Annotated in this window: 15 protein-coding genes; 7 read left to right on the top strand and 8 right to left on the bottom strand. The window is 72.1% G+C overall.

Features of this window, described 5'->3' with window-relative positions:
* Positions 1-2: 2 nt before the first annotated feature.
* A complete protein-coding gene (hisN, locus tag AB0F52_RS20190) occupies positions 3-788 on the bottom strand; it encodes a histidinol-phosphatase (protein ID WP_360172816.1) in 786 nt (261 codons plus the stop codon).
* 42 nt (positions 789-830) lie between these two features.
* Here hisN and AB0F52_RS20195 point away from each other — a divergent pair, with 42 nt between their 5' ends.
* Together AB0F52_RS20195 and AB0F52_RS20200 are read left to right on the top strand one after the other, a co-directional pair.
* The gene (locus AB0F52_RS20195) at positions 831-1,526 is read left to right on the top strand and encodes a response regulator transcription factor (protein WP_103341097.1); all 696 of its coding nucleotides are present in this window, start codon (positions 831-833) and stop codon (positions 1,524-1,526) included.
* A 3-nt stretch (positions 1,527-1,529) separates the two neighbouring features.
* Entirely contained in the window at positions 1,530-2,813 is a 1,284-nt protein-coding gene (locus AB0F52_RS20200) for an ATP-binding protein (RefSeq protein WP_360172819.1), read from the top strand.
* 7 nt (positions 2,814-2,820) lie between these two features.
* Here the strand turns inward: AB0F52_RS20200 and AB0F52_RS20205 are convergent, their stop codons facing one another.
* From AB0F52_RS20205 to AB0F52_RS20235, 7 genes are all read right to left on the bottom strand, one after another.
* The gene (locus AB0F52_RS20205) at positions 2,821-3,444 is read right to left on the bottom strand and encodes a response regulator transcription factor (protein WP_360172822.1); all 624 of its coding nucleotides are present in this window, start codon (positions 3,442-3,444) and stop codon (positions 2,821-2,823) included.
* 104 nt (positions 3,445-3,548) lie between these two features.
* On the bottom strand, positions 3,549-4,256 hold the full coding sequence (locus tag AB0F52_RS20210) for a response regulator transcription factor (protein ID WP_360172825.1): 708 nt from the start codon (positions 4,254-4,256) through the stop codon (positions 3,549-3,551).
* Between the two features lie 19 nt (positions 4,257-4,275).
* The gene (locus tag AB0F52_RS20215; RefSeq protein WP_360172828.1) at positions 4,276-5,124 is read right to left on the bottom strand and encodes an NAD(P)H-binding protein; all 849 of its coding nucleotides are present in this window, start codon (positions 5,122-5,124) and stop codon (positions 4,276-4,278) included.
* 10 nt (positions 5,125-5,134) lie between these two features.
* Complete coding sequence (locus AB0F52_RS20220; RefSeq protein ID WP_360172831.1) at positions 5,135-6,424, bottom strand: MFS transporter; 1,290 nt, start codon at positions 6,422-6,424, stop codon at positions 5,135-5,137.
* Between the two features lie 244 nt (positions 6,425-6,668).
* A complete protein-coding gene (locus tag AB0F52_RS20225; RefSeq protein ID WP_360172834.1) occupies positions 6,669-7,196 on the bottom strand; it encodes a GtrA family protein in 528 nt (175 codons plus the stop codon).
* Between the two features lie 38 nt (positions 7,197-7,234).
* The gene (locus tag AB0F52_RS20230; protein WP_360172837.1) at positions 7,235-7,744 is read right to left on the bottom strand and encodes a GtrA family protein; all 510 of its coding nucleotides are present in this window, start codon (positions 7,742-7,744) and stop codon (positions 7,235-7,237) included.
* Positions 7,745-7,754: 10 nt separating this feature from the next.
* Positions 7,755-10,001, bottom strand: a complete 2,247-nt coding sequence (locus tag AB0F52_RS20235) for a sigma-70 family RNA polymerase sigma factor (RefSeq protein ID WP_360172840.1) — start codon at positions 9,999-10,001, stop codon at positions 7,755-7,757.
* A gap of 270 nt (positions 10,002-10,271) precedes the next feature.
* Here AB0F52_RS20235 and AB0F52_RS20240 point away from each other — a divergent pair, with 270 nt between their 5' ends.
* The 5 genes from AB0F52_RS20240 to purE all read left to right on the top strand — a co-directional run bounded on the left by AB0F52_RS20240 (position 10,272) and on the right by purE (position 15,426).
* Complete coding sequence (locus AB0F52_RS20240) at positions 10,272-11,117, top strand: GGDEF domain-containing protein (protein ID WP_360172843.1); 846 nt, start codon at positions 10,272-10,274, stop codon at positions 11,115-11,117.
* Positions 11,118-11,188: 71 nt separating this feature from the next.
* On the top strand, positions 11,189-12,538 hold the full coding sequence (locus tag AB0F52_RS20245; RefSeq protein WP_360172846.1) for a glycosyltransferase 87 family protein: 1,350 nt from the start codon (positions 11,189-11,191) through the stop codon (positions 12,536-12,538).
* Complete coding sequence (locus tag AB0F52_RS20250) at positions 12,513-13,721, top strand: glycosyltransferase 87 family protein (RefSeq protein ID WP_360172849.1); 1,209 nt, start codon at positions 12,513-12,515, stop codon at positions 13,719-13,721. The genes AB0F52_RS20245 and AB0F52_RS20250 overlap by 26 nt, the downstream gene beginning before the upstream one ends.
* Positions 13,722-13,733: 12 nt before the next feature.
* On the top strand, positions 13,734-14,918 hold the full coding sequence (locus AB0F52_RS20255) for a 5-(carboxyamino)imidazole ribonucleotide synthase (RefSeq protein ID WP_360172852.1): 1,185 nt from the start codon (positions 13,734-13,736) through the stop codon (positions 14,916-14,918).
* Between the two features lie 10 nt (positions 14,919-14,928).
* Positions 14,929-15,426, top strand: coding sequence for a 5-(carboxyamino)imidazole ribonucleotide mutase (gene purE, locus AB0F52_RS20260; protein WP_360172855.1), 498 nt, complete (start codon positions 14,929-14,931; stop codon positions 15,424-15,426).
* Positions 15,427-15,429: the final 3 nt, after the last annotated feature.

Genomic DNA, 15,429 nt, shown 5'->3' on the forward strand with positions numbered 1-15,429 from the left:
CGTCAGCGCTCGAGGACCGCCAAGGCCGCGTCGTGGAGGCGGCCGTTCGTCGAGAGCGCGCTGCCGTTGTCGTAGCGCTCGGCGCCGTCCAGATCGCTGAACCGGCCGCCCGCCTCGGTCACGATCACCTGCGCGGCCGCGACGTCCCACGGGTTGACGATGCACTCCGCCGCCACGTCCAGCGCGCCCTCGGCCACCAGCACGTGGTGCCAGAAGTCGCCGAACGCCCGGGTCTCCCAGCACGCGTCCACCAGTTCGAGGTACTTCTCGCGCGAGTGGTACTCGATCCAGGAGTTGAGGTCCGTTGTGGACAGATAAGCGTCCGAAAGGGACGAAACCTTCGAAACCGACAGCCGGCGGGTTCCGGCCGAGTCGCTCGAAAACGCCCCGTCGCCCGAAGCCGCCCACCAGCGGCGGCCCAGCAGGGGCGCGCTGATCAGGCCGACGACCGGGTCGCCGTCCTCCACCAGGGCGATGAGGGTCGCCCAAACGGGTACTCCGCGGAGGAAGTTCTTGGTCCCGTCGATCGGGTCGAGCACCCACGCTCGGCCCGTCGCGGCCGAGCCGCCACGCTCCTCGCCGAGCACCGCGTCGGCCGGGCGTTCGGCCGCCAGCAGCGCGCGGATCGCGTCCTCGACCGCGGTGTCGGCGTCGGTCACCGGGGTGCGGTCGGGCTTGCGCTCCACCGCCAGGTCCAGGGCGCGGAACCGCGCCGTCGTGATCGCGTCGGCGGCGTCGGCCAGCCGGGTGGCGAGAGCCAGATCATCTTCGTAGCCAGGCACGGTCACGATGGTTTCACGCCCGCGAGCCGTAGAGTTGGCCAGGTGAGCATGGTCCTACTTGCCGAAGACGATCCGGCCATCGCCGAACCGCTCTCCCGCGCCCTCGAACGTGAGGGATACGAGATCCACGTCGTCACCGACGGCCCTTCGGTGCTCGACGCCACCGCCGCCCAGCGCGTCGACCTGCTCGTGCTCGACCTCGGCCTGCCCGGGATGGACGGTCTGGAGGTCTGCCGCCGCCTGCGCGCCGCCGGCACCGAGCTGCCCGTCCTGATGCTCACCGCCCGCACCGACGAGGTCGACTTCGTCGTCGGCCTGGACGCGGGCGCCGACGACTACGTCGCCAAGCCGTTCCGCCTCGCCGAGTTGCTCGCCCGGATCCGCGCGCTGCTGCGCCGGCGGGTGCCCGACGTCCTGGAGGCCGGCGGGGTGCGGATGGACCTCGGCGCCCGGCTGGTGACGGTGGACAACCACGAAGTCCAGCTGGCGAACAAGGAGTTCGAGCTGCTGCGCGTGCTGATGAGCCGCGCCGGGCAGGTCGTCAGCCGCGACGAGATCCTCGCCGAGGTCTGGAACGACCTCGAGTCGAAGACGTCCAAGACGCTCGACATGCACATGTCGTGGCTGCGCCGGAAGCTCGCCATCGCCGCCGACGAGGCCGCCGGCCGCACCAGCAAGACCCACGACGGCGAGCGGCGGATCGCGACCGTCCGCGGCGTCGGCTTCCGCTTCAACGCCGAATAAGCCGTGCGCCGCCGCATCCTGCTGGCCATCCTGCTGGCCGTCGCCGTCACCGCGGCGGTCCTCGGCATCCCGCTGGGCATCGTGGCGAGCTGGCAGATCGAGTCGAGCTACCGCGAAACGCTCGCCGAGAACGCCCGTGCGGCGGCGGCGATCCTGGACACCGAAATCGCCAACGGCCAGGAGATCGACCTCGACCAGGTGCGCGCGGCGGTCCCGGCGAACGGGCTGCTGACCGTCCGGGCCAGCGGCCAGACCGAGAAGCGCTACGGCAGCAGTCCCGGCCCCGACACCGTCACCGAGACGGCCGACCTGGCCCGCGACGGCAAGGTGGAGATCGCCGTCCCGGCCGGCCCGATGCACGAGCGGCAGACGACGGTGACGCTGGTCGTCGTGCTGCTGGTGCTGCTGTCGGTGGGCACCGGCGCGGTGGTGGCGATCGCGACGGCCAGGCGGCTCGCGAAGCCGCTGCGGCACGTGGCCGAACGCGCGGCCCGGCTGGGCGGCGGCGACTTCCGGCCCGACCCGAGCCGCTACGGCGTCGGCGAACTCGACATGGTCGCCGAAGCGCTGGACGCGTCCGGCACCGCACTGGCCCAGCTGGTCCAGCGGGAACGCCAGCTCGTCGGGGACGTCTCGCACCAGCTGCGCAGCCGGCTGACGGCGTTGCAGCTGCGGCTGGAACCGCTCACGGTCCACCCGGACGACGAGGTGGCCGACGAGTCGAAGGCGGCCCAGGAACAGGCGGACCGGCTCGCCGAGGCACTGGACGAGCTGCTGGCGGCGGCCCGCGCGGCGCGTGAGGTCGGCGCGGAACCGGTGGACCTGCCGACCCAGCTGCCGGCGATGGCCCAGGAGTGGCGCGAGCTGCTCCGCTCGGAGGGCCGCAACCTGCGGACGCGCGTGGCCGACGGCTTGATGGCGCGGGCCACTCCGGGACGGCTCCGCGAGGTCATCGGCGTGCTGCTGGACAACGCGCTGCGCCACGGCTCGGGCACGGTGACGCTCATCGCCCGCCGCGGCGACGCCGAGGGCACGGTGGTGATCGAGGTGAGCGACACCGGCCCCGGCGTCCCGGACGAGCTCGCTCCGCACATCTTCGAGCGCGGCTTCTCCGGCGGCGGCTCGACGGGCGTGGGACTGGCCTTGGCGCGGGCGCTGGTCGAGGCCGACGGCGGCCGCCTGGAGCTGTCGAACCGCCGTCCGGCGGTGTTCAGCCTGTTCCTCAAGGTGCCGCGGCCGACCGACGTCCCCGAGGTGCGCTGGCCGGCCGAGCGCGTCCCGCGTTAGGAAGCGCTCAGATCAGCCCCTCCCGCAACGCGTAAGCGACCGCGTGCGACCGGTTCCGCAGCTGGAACCGGTTGGTCACGTCGTGGAGGATGCTCTTCACCGTGCGCTGCGAGTAGCACAGCTCGTCGGCGATCTCCTGCGTCGAATGACCCGCCGCGACGAGCTTGAGGACCTCCGTCTCGCGGTCGCTCATGCCGCCCAGGCGCAGGCCGCGCGGCTGGAGCACCTGGCGCTGCAGGCGCGAAACCCGGTTCAGCAACCGGCCGAGCAGCTCGGGCGGCAACGCGCCTTCCCCGGCCGCGGCGGCCTTGATCAGGCGGACCAGGACGTCGGGCCCCGCGTCGGCGCGGCGGGCGACCGCGCAGACCCCGTGCTCGACGGCGTTCAGGATCTCGTTGTCGCCGACTTCGCCCGCGATCAGCACGATGCGGGTGAAGCCCTGGTGGTGCAACGCGGCCAGCAGCCGGGTCATCGGCTCGTCGAGCCGGTCGGCGACCAGCAGGGCGACCAGGGCCGTGCCGTCGTCCACCACCCGGACGTCGGCGCGCGACCGCAGCGCCGTGCAGACGCCGTCGTGCAGGATCGGATCGGTGGCGCGGACCACCACCGGGGTGCGCTCGGTTTCGAACATCGTTCCCCATTTCCCCTCGAACGGTGCAGGCTGCCCAGCCTGCCCGCTCGCGTGTCCCGGGCGCATGGGACCGGCGTCCCGATGTTGCCCGGGCGGACCGTGCGTCAGGACTTCGGTTTGGGGGTCCGGGTGGCGGAGTCCCCGGCCCGGGGCGAAGCCCCGCTTGTCACAGACCGGCCGAGACCCGCGTCCCTGGCCCGGACGATCGCCTCGGCCCGGTCGGCCACGTGCAGCTTGGCGAAGACGTTCGAGATGTGGTTGCGCACGGTTTTCGGGCTCAGGCACAGCGTGCTCGCGATGAGGCTGTTGCTGTGCCCGGCCGCGATCAGCGCGAGCACCTCGCGTTCGCGCCCGGTCAGTTCCGGGAACACCGGTTCGCTGGCCGGTGGCTGGGTGAAGAAGGCGAGCACGCGGTTCGCGATGTCCGGGCCGAAGATCGCTTCCCGCCGGGCGACCGCCTGGACGGCGCGGATGATCTCGTCCGGCTCGGCGTCCTTGAGCAGGTAGCCCCGGGCACCGGCGCGCATCGCCGCGAAGACCGACTCGCTTTCGTCGGCCATCGTCAGCATCAGCACGCCGGTGCCCGGGTTCGCCGCCACGATGTGCCGGGTCGCCTGGATGCCGGACAGGTCGGGCAGGTGCAGGTCCATCACGACGACGTCCGGCCGCAGAGCGGTGGCGGAGGCGATGGCGTCGGCTCCGCCGGCGGCCTCGCCGACGACCTCGATCCCGGGTTCGGCGGCGAGCAGCGTGCTCACGCCGATCCGGAACAGGGGGTGGTCGTCCACGACGAGGACGCGCAGGGCGCGCATCCGCCTCACCTCCCCATCGTCACTCCTGGTGATGGTACGCGGACGCGTTCTCCCGTGCCCAGGCCGCGAAGGTCAGCGGCGGCCGGCCGAGCAGCCGCTCGACGTTGTCGAAGACGACGTGTTCGTGCGGGGCCGACTCGCGCTTGAGGGCGAAGAGGCCGTCGATGGCCTTCACGGGCCAGCCGTACACCCGGATCAGCCGCTCCTTCGCGGCGCTTTCGGTTTCTTCGACGTACTTCAGCGGACGGCCGATCGCCTCGGCCAGGATGGCGACCTGCCGCTCGGTGGTCAGGGCTTCGCCGCCGGTGAGCTCGTAGGTCGCGCCTTCGTGCCCGGACGTCGTCAGCACGAGGGCCGCGACTTCGGCGATGTCCCGGACGTGGATCAGCGCGGACGGCGGATCGGTGTCGGGCACGTACACGGCGTTCTCTTCGCGGATCGAGCCGATCCAGGCGAACCGGTTGTCCATGAAGGCACCGGGACGCAGGATCGTCCACGCCGGACCGGCTTCGCGGACCGCCTGCTCGGCTTCGGCGTGTGTGCGGCTGATCGGGTCGTTCTGTCCGAAGTGGACACCGGTGGTGGACAGCTTGACCAGGTGGGTGACGCCGGCCTGGTCGGCGGCCCGTGCGACCGCCGCTTCCCGGTCGGCGCTGTGCCCCTGGGTCAGCACGAACACGCGGTCCGCACCGGCCAGGAGGGCGGGCAGGTCCGAGGTGCCGAGGTCGCCGCGGACCACTTCGGCACGCGGGTCGATCCGGGCCTTCGCCGGGTCTCGGGTCAGCGCGCGGACGGCGGCGCCGGCGTCGAGCAGGGCGGGGACGAGGTGGCGGCCGACCTTGCCGGTGGCGCCGAGGACGAAGATCATCGAGGTTCTCCTATCGGGAAAGCGTGACGTGGGGGAGCGCGAACGCCGTGACGAGGCCGAGCGCGAGCACGGGCAGCAGCGCGAGGAACACGGTGTGGGTGCCGGCGTGGTAGGCGAAGCCGAGCGCGACCGGCCCGAGGGCCGAGCCGAGCGCGCGGGCGAGGTTGACGCCGGCGGCGACCGCGCCGCGGTCCGCGGCGGGGGCGGTGTTCTGCGTGGCCATGGCGAGCACCTGCAGGTTCAGCCCGGCCGCGAGGCCGAAGACGACCAGGCAGCCGAGCGCGGCCGGCAAACCGTCCAGGGTGAGCAGGCCGAGCACCGCGAGCAGGCCGAGCGCCATGCTCGACCGCGGCGCCCAGCGGTACGCGCCGGTGCGGGCGATGACCTTGCTGGCGACGACGGAGGAGACCGAAACGGCGAGCGTCATCGGCAGCAGCCGCAGCCCACCTTCCGCCGGACCGGCGTCGGCCTGCAGGAAGACCGCGATGTAATTGACCGAGCCGAGGAACGCGAACCCGGCGAGCACGCTGAGCAGCACGGACACGGTGAACGTCCGGTCGCGGAACAGTCGCGGGGGCAGCACCGGCGCTTCGGCCCGCCGTTCGACGACCACGAACACCACGGCCGCGGCCGCGCCGAGCGCGACCGACCACGGCGTGAGCAGGGTGAACCCGGTGATCGCCGTGCCGAGCAGGAGCACGCCGGCGAAGTCGAACGGCGCTTCCCGGCGCCGTCTCGACAGCTCGAGCGGCTTGAGGCAGGCCAGGGCGACGAGCCCGAGCGGCAGGTTGACCAGGAAGATCGACCGCCACCCGGCGACCCCGGTGAGCAGGCCGCCGACGACGGGACCGGCGAGCGAAGCGACGGCGAAGCAGATCGAGAACCAGCCGAAGTACTTCGCGCCTTCGCGAGGCGTGAACATCTCACCGAGCGAAGCGCCGACGGAGACGAAGAGGCCGCCGGAACCGGCACCCTGCAGCACGCGCCCGGCGATCAGGAACGCGGCCGACGGCGCCAGGCCGCAAACGAGCGAGCCGAGCAGGAAGAGGGCGAGCGCGCCCAGGAGCACACGTTTGCGGCCGAAGACGTCACCGAGCTTGCCGTACAGGGGCGCGGTGGCGCTCCCGGCGAGCAGGTAGGCGGTGGTGACCCAGGCGTAGGCGCCGGTCCCGCCGAACTCGGCGGCGATCCGGGGAAGCGCGGTGGCGACGACCTGGGCGTCGAGCATCGCGAGGAAAACGGACAGGAACAGGCCCGTGAGGGCAGGTTTCAGGGCGCGCGAAGGCGCGATCGTGCTCAAGAGGAAGTCCTTGTTTCGTCAGAAGAGACGAGAGATACCGGCGGCGCGCGAGAACACGCCGACCTCGAGTCGGGAAAAGGCTCCATCGTCATCCGCGGGCGGATGCGACCTCTTCGCGCTCGGAAACCACCTCGAATCGTCCCGCTCGCCCGGCCGAACCCGGACGGCGTCCTTGCGAAGGAACACTGACGAGGATGACAGTAGACAACTACATGTCAAAAGACAAGTACTTTTGCGGCCTGGGTCAGGGCAGGGGGGTGATCTGGTCGTTGTCCCGCCGCCGCTCGCCCAGCTCGTCCGGGAACACCCACTTCTTGAAGCCCCAGAAGCGGAAGAACATGGCCAGCAGCATGCCGATGATCGAGCCGCTCGCGAAGTCCGCGATTTCCTGGACCAGGAACGTCACGTGCGGGACTTCGAGGTCGAGCACGTACCGCGAGACGATCAGGGGGACCAGGTTGACGCCCACCGCGACGCCGCTGATGACGAAGAACAGCGCCGCTTCGTGGTGGCGCTCGCGCCCGCCGCGGGTCCGGAAGGACCACTCGCGGTTGAGGATGTAGGACACGATGGTCGCGACGATGATCGCGATCGCCTTCGCCGTCGTCGGTTTCGGCTCCAGCACCGTCAGCTTCAGCGTGTACCAGACGCCGTTGTCGACCAGGAACGTCGTGCCGCCCACGATCGCGAACTTCAGCAGCTCCCGGTGCTTGATCAGCACCGAACGCAGTGGCTCCGGCGTGCGCTTGAGCACGGTTTCCACAACGGTCACACCACGCAGTCTAGGAGCACACCGCGTTGACCTGTGGTTCAGGCGGCCTTGCTGTCGCTAATGTCCGGATCTTCGGCGCTTTCGGCGGGCACCGCGCGCGGCCGGCCGGCGGCGTCGGGGAAGACCCACTTCTTGAAGGCCCACCACCGGAACAGCGTGCCCAGCAGCGTGCCGATGACGATGCCGCTGACGAAGTCGGCCACCTCGACGCCGAACGGGGACAGCCGCGGCACCTGCAGGTCCAGCACGTACCGCGAGAACCACTGCGGCAGCGCGTTCAGGCCCAGTGCGATGCCGCTGAGCAGGAAGAACAGCGCGGCCTCGTGGGCCCGCTCCCGGCCGCCGCGGGTGCGGAACGACCACTCGCGGTTGGCGACGTAGGAGAAGATCGTCGCGACGAGGACGCCGACGATCAGCGCCGTCACCGGGTGGGTCCGCAGCACGGTGAACTTCAAGCCGTAGTCGATGGACATCGTGATCACGAAGCTGATCCCGCCGACGACGGCGAAGCGGAGGAGCTCGCGATGCTTCTTCAGCAGCTCGCGCACCGCGCGGACGCTACCCCGTCAGCCAGCCGAAAACCTTCGCGGGGCTGACCGTCGGCGGCTTGGCCCCCGGTTTCCCGCCGGACCGCGGTGGTGCGCTGGTCGTGGTCGTGGACACCGGCGGCTCGCTTGCCGGCTCGTCGGTGTCCGTCGTCGTCACCGGGGGCTTCGACGTCGGCTTCGACGGCTTGGTCGGCGTCGGCTTGGGCGGAGTCGGCGTGGGGACCGACGGGGTCGTCGGCGTGGGCAGCGGGTCCTTGCCGCACCAGTGGCGCCAGCAGCCGAAGTCCACGGTCACCGGCGGTGCCGCCGCCCGGCCGAGCTGCGCGGTGATCGTCACCCGGCCCTCGTCGGGACGCTCCAGCAGCCGCACCCACAGGTTGACGTGCTGGCCCGGCGCCACCGCGCTCTTCGTCGTGCAGCTCGCGCCTTCGTTCGTCGTCGTGCAGGGGAAGCCGCGCAGGCTCCACCACTGCTTGAGCGGGTGGTCGAAGGTGACCGTGACCGGCTTGGTCGTCTCGCCGGTGTTGCGGACCCGCACGTAGACCAGCGGGTGGTGGTTCCAGGGGAACGCCGACAGCCCGTCGCCCAGCGCTTCCAGGGCCACGGCGTCCGGCGGGAGCTTCACGGTGACCTTGACGCTCACGTCGACGGAGATCTGCACGCCGGCCGTGACCGACGCCTTCACCGTGCCGCCCTCGGCGTCTTCGTCGGCCTGCAAGCGGAAGTTGAGCGTCGCGCTCTGGCCGGGCTGCAGGCCGGCGCCGGTCTTGCAGACGACCGTGCCCTCGCCGCCGGGGCAGTTCACCGAGATCGGGGCGGGGTCCTCCGCGCGGGCCATCGGTGCGCCGCCACCGCCGGTGTCGACCGCGCGCACCCCGCGTGGCAGCTGCAGCGCGACGGCCACCGGCTCGGACAGGCTGCCGCCGTCGTTGCGCACGGTGATCGGCAGGTTCTTCGCGGCACCCGGGCTGAGCTCGAGGCCGTCCGGCGGGGTCGTCGCGGACATCGACGGTGGCGCCGGTGCCGGTGCGGGCGGGGCCGGTGCGGGCGGGGGTGCCGGAGCCGGGGGCGCGACCGGCGGTGGGGCGGGCGCGACGGGCGGAGCCGGGGGCGGCGCGACGGGCTGCGGGCCCGGGGGCGGGGGTACCGGGGGTTCAGGCTGCTGCGGCGCGGGCGGGGCCGGGGGCGGCGGCTGCGGGGCCGGCGGTTCGACCTGCTGGGTCGGCGGCGGCACCTGGGCGGCGACCGGGATCTCCTGCGTCCCGCCGCCCGCGGTCAGCGCGATGACGATGGCCGCGACGATCGCCGTGCCCGAGGCGGCGACGCCGGCGAACTGGCGAGGCCCCGAGGCGGCGGCTCCCGCACCCGCGCCGGCTTTGCCCCCGGCCGCCGCGGCACCGGCGGCGGCCGCCCCCGCGGTGGCCGCGGTGGCCGCGCTCGCCTTCGCGGCGCCGATGGTGGCGAGGTAGCCCAGCGCGGCGCCACCGAGGACGATCGGGGCGATGATCGCGCGCAGCCCGCCGTTGACGTCGGCCAGCTCCGCGGCCAGTGCCCGGCACCGGTCGCACTCGTCGAGGTGGCTCTCGACCTGGGCGCGTTCGCGCTTGGACAGCCCGTCGCGGGTCCACGCGCCGAGCCGCTCGGCGCAGGCGCGGCAGCGTTCCTCGGCGTTCTCCTGGAGGTGGACCTGCAGGTATGCCTGGCGGAGTCCCTCGCGGGCGCGGTAGGCGAGCGCGGAGACGCCGTTCGCGGTCAGGCCGAGCAGCGGAGCGACCTCGGCGGGGCTCTGCTGCTCGATTTCGGTGTGCCAGAGCACCGCCTGCCAGCGTTCCGGCAGCCGTGCGAACGCCTTGGCGGCCATCGTCCGCTCGAGCCCGGCGACCGCGGTGTCGGAGAACGGCACGGTCAGCGCCTCCGCCGCGGCGCCGCCGACCTCGGTCATGTCTTCGTTGAGGTCGACCCGGCGCTCCTTGCGGGTGCGGTCGTACGCCGTGTGACGGAGCGCCGTCAGCAAGTACGCCCGGAAGGCTGTATCCGGGCCCTTGCCGCCACGCAGCGTGTCGAGGACCTTGGCGAACGCCTCGGACACGAGATCGTCGGCTTCGGAGCTGGAGCGGGCCAGCTGGCGGGCCAGATTGCGGGCCGCACCGGTGTGCCGTTCGTAGAGGGTCCCGTACGACGCGATCTTCCCGGAGCGGACTTCCGCAATCAGCTCGGAGTCACTCTTTCCGTTGAGATCGGCGGGAACGGTGGACACGGCACTCCTCGGTCGGCTAGGGCCAGGACCTGCCATTACAGGCCGATCCCGGACGCGAGACCAGTGTGACTGACCCACCTCCGGCGGTCACGTCGTGGTCGGCGTGATGACTCCGACGGCGGAGCAAAATCACCCACCCCCGGCCCGGGCCGGGGAAAAGCTTCACGACAAAAACCGCTGAGTACGCGTCACGGTGCCCACCGGGGTACGTCCTCATCGTGAAGCGACGGACAAGATCGCTGCGAACCGGACGAAAGGGGCGGGTGGCGAGTGGATGTTCCGGCCGCGCGACCCGGCTCCGATGACACGCCGCCGACGCAGGCCGAGCGGGACGCCTCCCTGCGCGCGCTGCGGGCCCGCTGGCGCACGGCCAGCCTCGCCGCGGGCTGGCGGTTCCCCAGCGACTGGGCCCTGCCCGAGGTCGACGCCGTCTGCGCGGCGGTGATGGCGAAGGGCCGCGTCGAAGCCGCCGAAACCGCGCTGGCCGGGCTGGCCAGGGCCCGGGCGGCGGCCGGTGCGGGGCTCGCGGAGACCCTCGCCGACCTCGCCGCGCTGCACGCCGTGCTCGGCCACGGCGGCGACGGGTTCGTCGCGCCGGACGTCGACGCCACGCCGGCGCGGCTGCTGCGGACCACCGCGCTGGCCTGGGCGGACGTCGCCACCGACCAGCTGGTGCACACCGAGGTCACCGACTCGCTGACCGGCCTGCCCACGGCCGCCTACCTGCGCACCCGGCTCGCGGAGGTCTACCGCGCCGCCGCCGCGCGCGAGCGGCCGGCCGCCGAGGACCACGTGCTGCTCGTCGTCTCGCTCGACCTCACCGCCGTCGCCGGGTTCCCGCGGCTGACCGGGATGATCCTGGTGGCGGACGCACTGCGGACGGTGTTCGACAGCGGGCAGAGCGTCGCTTCGCTGGGGCCGTCCGTCGTCGCGGCCTTGGTTCCGAAAGACGAGCGGGTCGCTTCGCACGGCGTCGCGCTGCGAAGGGCGTTGCACGAGCGGCTGGCGGTCGACACCCAGCTGGCTGACGTGGGCAGACCCCGCGTTTCGGCGGTGCGGCTGCCCGCCACGCACGAGCTGGCCTGCGACCTGCTGGCGCACCTGGCGCGTGCGTAGAACACCGGAAAAGTCCGGTTTTGCCCGGACCCTTCCGACCGCGACCCGGCCGGTCATGATTTCCTGATGCGGTGACCCGGACCGTATCCACCGACGTCGACGGCGAAATCGCGGCCAGATCCCAGCACCGGCTGGCCCTGCGGAAGTCACTCGCCCGCCTGTCCGTCCGCCCGCGGTCGATCCTGATCCTGTCGGTGATCCCGCTGGTCGCGATCGGGTACGGCATCTGGGGCTGGCAGCACGACTGGGTGCTCGGCGTCGACAGCGCGGTCTACCGGGCGGGCGCGCTGTCGCTGCTGCACGGCGACTCGCTCTACGACGCCAACACCCTGCCCGACGAGCCGTGGTGGGCGCTGCTGCCGTTCACCTACCCACCGACGGCGGCGCTCATCTTCGTCCCGCTCGCCGCGTTCCCGACGCAGATCTCCTGGGGCCTGATCACCGCCGTCTCCCTGGGGGCGATGGCGCTGTCGATCCGGATCGCGATCGGCGCGCTGCCGCGGCCCGCCACGGACGGCCCGCGCTGGTGGGCCTCGCCCGCCCGCTCGACCATCGTGTTCTTCCTGGTCTTCCTCGCCCTCGAGCCGGTGTGGCGGACGATCTTCCTCGGCCAGATCAACCTGATCCTGATGGCCATGATCCTGCTGGACATGCTGGTCATCGGGTCCAGGGGGAGCCGCTGGGGCGGGGTGCTGGTCGGCGTCGCGGCGGCGATCAAGCTGACGCCCCTGGTGTTCCTCGGGCACCTGTTCATCACCGGGCGGCGCAAGGACGCGATCCGCGGGTTCGCGACGTTCGTGCTGCTCCAGGGCCTGATGTTCCTGATCAACGCGCACGACGCGGCCAAGTACTGGACCGTCACGCTGCCGGACACCGGCCGGATCGGGCCGGTGCACTGGGCGGGCAACCAGTCGCTGAACGCGCTGATGAACCGGGCCACCGACCTCGCCCCGTGGGCGTCGAAGGCGGCGATGGGCATCGGGTTGCTGCTCGCCATCCCGGCGCTGTGGCTGCTGATGCGCTTCCACCGCAAGGGCCAGACGCTGGCCGCGCTGCTCGTCACCGCGTTCTGGACGCTGCTGATGTCGCCGATCTCGTGGACCCACCACTGGGTGTGGGTGATCCCGCTGATCGTGCTGCTGGTCTCGCGGCTGCCGAAGACCACGCCGAAAACGGCGTGGAAGCGCTGGGTCGGGACCGGGCTGGTGGCGTTCGTGTTCGTCAGCTGCGTGCTGCTGATCCTGCCGAACGGCCGCAACGTCGAGCTGCACTGGAAGGTGTGGCAGAACGTCCTCGGGGACGCCTACATCCTGATGCCGGTCGTCCTGGCCTTCGCGCTCATCCTGCGGTGGGGCCTGTTGCGGCGATCGCGGAAGAAGGCCGCCGCGGACGAGCATGTCGACGTCGCGACCGGTGTCTGAGGCGCGCACCGGCCGCTTTCTCGCCGGGGGTCTCGCGCTTCTCGTGCTGGCTCTCGGCGTGGTCGCCTGGCTGGCGGGGTGGCACCTCGGCGCGGACAGCGCCGTGTACCGCGCGGGCGCGTTGACGCTGCTGCACGGCGACCCGCTCTACACGCGGGACGTGCTGACCGCGCTGCCGGACTGGGTGCGCCTGCCGTTCACCTACACCCCGGCCGCCGCGCCCCTGTTCCTGCCGCTCGCGCTCGTGCCGTCCGGCTTGGTCTGGGGCGTGATCGCGTTTTTGTCGGTGGTCGGTCTTATGGTCGTGATCACGGTGGTTTCGTCGTCGCCGGGGGGTGCACCGCTTCTGGGAAGAAGCCGGTGGGCGCTGCCGGCGGGAACGGCCATCGCGCTGGCCTTGGAACCGGTGTGGAAGACGCTGTTCCTGGGCCAGATCAACTTGATACTGATGGCGTTCGTGGTGCTGGACGTCCTGGTGCTCTCCCTACGAGGGGCGCGGTGGGCGGGCGTGCTGATCGGCGTGGCGGCGGCGATCAAGCTCACCCCGCTGATCTTCGTGCCGCACCTGTTCTTCACGGGCCGGTGGAAGGACGGGCTGCGGGCCCTGGGCACATTCGTGGTGCTGGAAGCGGTGATGTTCGCGGTCATCCCGGTCGACGCGATGCGGTTCTGGCGGGATTCGGCGACCGACCCGAGCCGGGTCGGGTCGGTGCACTGGATCTTCAACCAATCGCTCAACGGGCTGGTCAACCGGGCGTCGGTGCTGGCGCCCTGGTCGCTGGCGGTGGCGATCGGGGTGGCGGCGGTGCTGGCCGTGCCGGCGGTGTGGCTGGTGGTGCGGCTGCACCGGCGTGGCGAGGACGCGGCCGCGTTGCTGGTCACGGCGTTCTACGGGCTGTTGCTGTCGCCCGTGTCGTGGTCGCACCACTGGGTCTGGTGCGTGCCGTTGCTCACGCTGCTGCTGGTGAAGGCGCGGTGGTGGGCCGCGGCGGCGGTCGCGGTGCTGTTCGTTTCGCAGATCGTGATGCTCGTGCCCAACGGCGGTGACCGGGAGTTCGGCTGGGGCCTGGGCTGGTCGGTTCTCGGCAACGGCTACGTGCTTGCGGCGGTCGCGGGGATCCTCGGCCTCGCGGCGCGTGAGCTTCGCCTGGTCCGGCGGTCACCGCAGGTGGTCACCGTTTAGTCTGAGCGGGCTATGGACAAACACACCGGTCTGCCCGTCGTGGGCATGGTGGGCGGCGGCCAGCTGGCCCGGATGACCCACCAGGCGGCGATTTCCCTCGGCCAGTCCCTGCGCGTGCTCGCCGCGGGCGAGAACGAAGCCGCGGGGCTCGTCGCCGGCGACGTCACCCTGGGGCACCACACCGACCTCGACGCGCTGCGGAAGTTCGCGGCCTCGGTCGACGTGCTCACCTTCGACCACGAGCACGTGCCGGGTGAGCACCTGCTGACGCTGGCGATGGAGGGCTTCGTCATCCGGCCCGCGCCGGCCGCGCTGGGCTTCGCGCAGAACAAGCTCGTGATGCGCGAGATGATGGCGGGCCTCGGCGTGCCGGGCCCGGCGTTCGCCGAGGTGTCCACTGTGGACGACGTGGTGGCGTTCGGCGGCGAGCACGGCTGGCCGGTGGTGCTCAAGGCGTCGACCGGCGGGTACGACGGCCGCGGCGTCTGGATGCTCGACACCGCCCAGCACGCGCGCGAAACCGTGCCGGAGCTGCTGGCCGCGGGCACGGCCTTGCTGGTGGAGGCGAAGGTGGCGATGCGGCGAGAGCTGTCCGCGCTCGTCGCCCGCTCGCCCTTCGGCCAGGGCGCGGCGTACCCGGTGGTCGAGACGGTGCAGACCGGCGGCATCAACACCGAGGTGCTCGCCCCGGCGCCGGGGCTCGACGACTCGCGGGTGCACGAGGCCCAGGACCTGGCGCTGCGGATCGCGGCGACGCTGGACGTCACCGGGCTGCTCGCGGTCGAGCTGTTCGAGACCGACACCGGGCTGCTGGTGAACGAGCTGGCGATGCGCCCGCACAACTCCGGGCACTGGACCATGGACGGCGCGCGCACGTCGCAGTTCGAGCAGCACCTGCGGGCGGTGCTCGACTACCCGCTGGGCCGGACCGACCTGGTCGCGCCCGCGTGCGTGTCGGCGAACGTGCTGGGCGCGCCGGAGCTGCCGGAGATGGGCCCGGACGAGCGGCTGCACCACCTGTTCGCGCGGTACCCGGAAGCCCGGGTGCACCTGTACGGCAAGCAGGAGCGGCCGGGCCGCAAGCTCGGGCACGTCAACTTCACCGGCGAGCGCATGGACGACCTGCGCAACCGCGCGCTGCTGTCGGCGCACTGGCTGTCCCACGCCGTCTGGCTCGACGGCTACGAAATCCACTAGGAGATCAGGTATGGCGCCGCAGGTGGGCGTGATCATGGGCAGCGACTCGGACTGGCCGACGCTGGAGGCGGCGGGCGCGGCCCTGGACGAGTTCGGCGTCGAGTACGAGGTCGGCGTCTACTCGGCGCACCGCACCCCGCAGCGCATGCTGGACTACGCGTCGTCGGCGGCGTCGCGCGGCCTTCGCGTGATCATCGCGGGGGCGGGCGGCGCGGCCCACCTGCCCGGCATGGTGGCGTCGGCGACGGTGCTGCCGGTGATCGGCGTCCCGGTGCCGCTGAAGTACCTGGACGGCCTGGATTCCCTGCTGTCGATCGTCCAGATGCCGGCGGGTGTCCCGGTGGCCACGGTGTCGGTGGGCGGCGCGCGCAACGCGGGTCTCCTGGCGGTCCGCATCCTGGCGGCGTCCGACGAGAGCCTGCGCGCGAAGATGGCGGCGTTCCAGGCGGACCTGGAAAAGCTGGTCCTGGACAAGGACGCGGCCCTGCGTGAGAAGACGGGCCACTGATCG

Origin of the sequence: Amycolatopsis sp. NPDC024027, assembly GCF_040638975.1 — a bacterium.
Taxonomy (GTDB): Bacteria; Actinomycetota; Actinomycetes; order Mycobacteriales; family Pseudonocardiaceae; genus Amycolatopsis.

Excerpts from the sequence above, each read along its gene's own strand:
- AB0F52_RS20195 (WP_103341097.1), top strand. The coding sequence starts at position 831 with ATGGTCCTACTTGCCGAAGACGATCCGGCCATCGCCGAACCGCTCTCC.
- AB0F52_RS20205 (WP_360172822.1), bottom strand. The coding sequence starts at position 3,444 with ATGTTCGAAACCGAGCGCACCCCGGTGGTGGTCCGCGCCACCGATCCG.
- AB0F52_RS20210 (WP_360172825.1), bottom strand. The coding sequence starts at position 4,256 with ATGCGCGCCCTGCGCGTCCTCGTCGTGGACGACCACCCCCTGTTCCGG.
- AB0F52_RS20215 (WP_360172828.1), bottom strand. The coding sequence starts at position 5,124 with ATGATCTTCGTCCTCGGCGCCACCGGCAAGGTCGGCCGCCACCTCGTC.
- AB0F52_RS20250 (WP_360172849.1), top strand. The coding sequence starts at position 12,513 with ATGTCGACGTCGCGACCGGTGTCTGAGGCGCGCACCGGCCGCTTTCTC.
- AB0F52_RS20255 (WP_360172852.1), top strand. The coding sequence starts at position 13,734 with ATGGACAAACACACCGGTCTGCCCGTCGTGGGCATGGTGGGCGGCGGC.
- purE (WP_360172855.1), top strand. The coding sequence starts at position 14,929 with ATGGCGCCGCAGGTGGGCGTGATCATGGGCAGCGACTCGGACTGGCCG.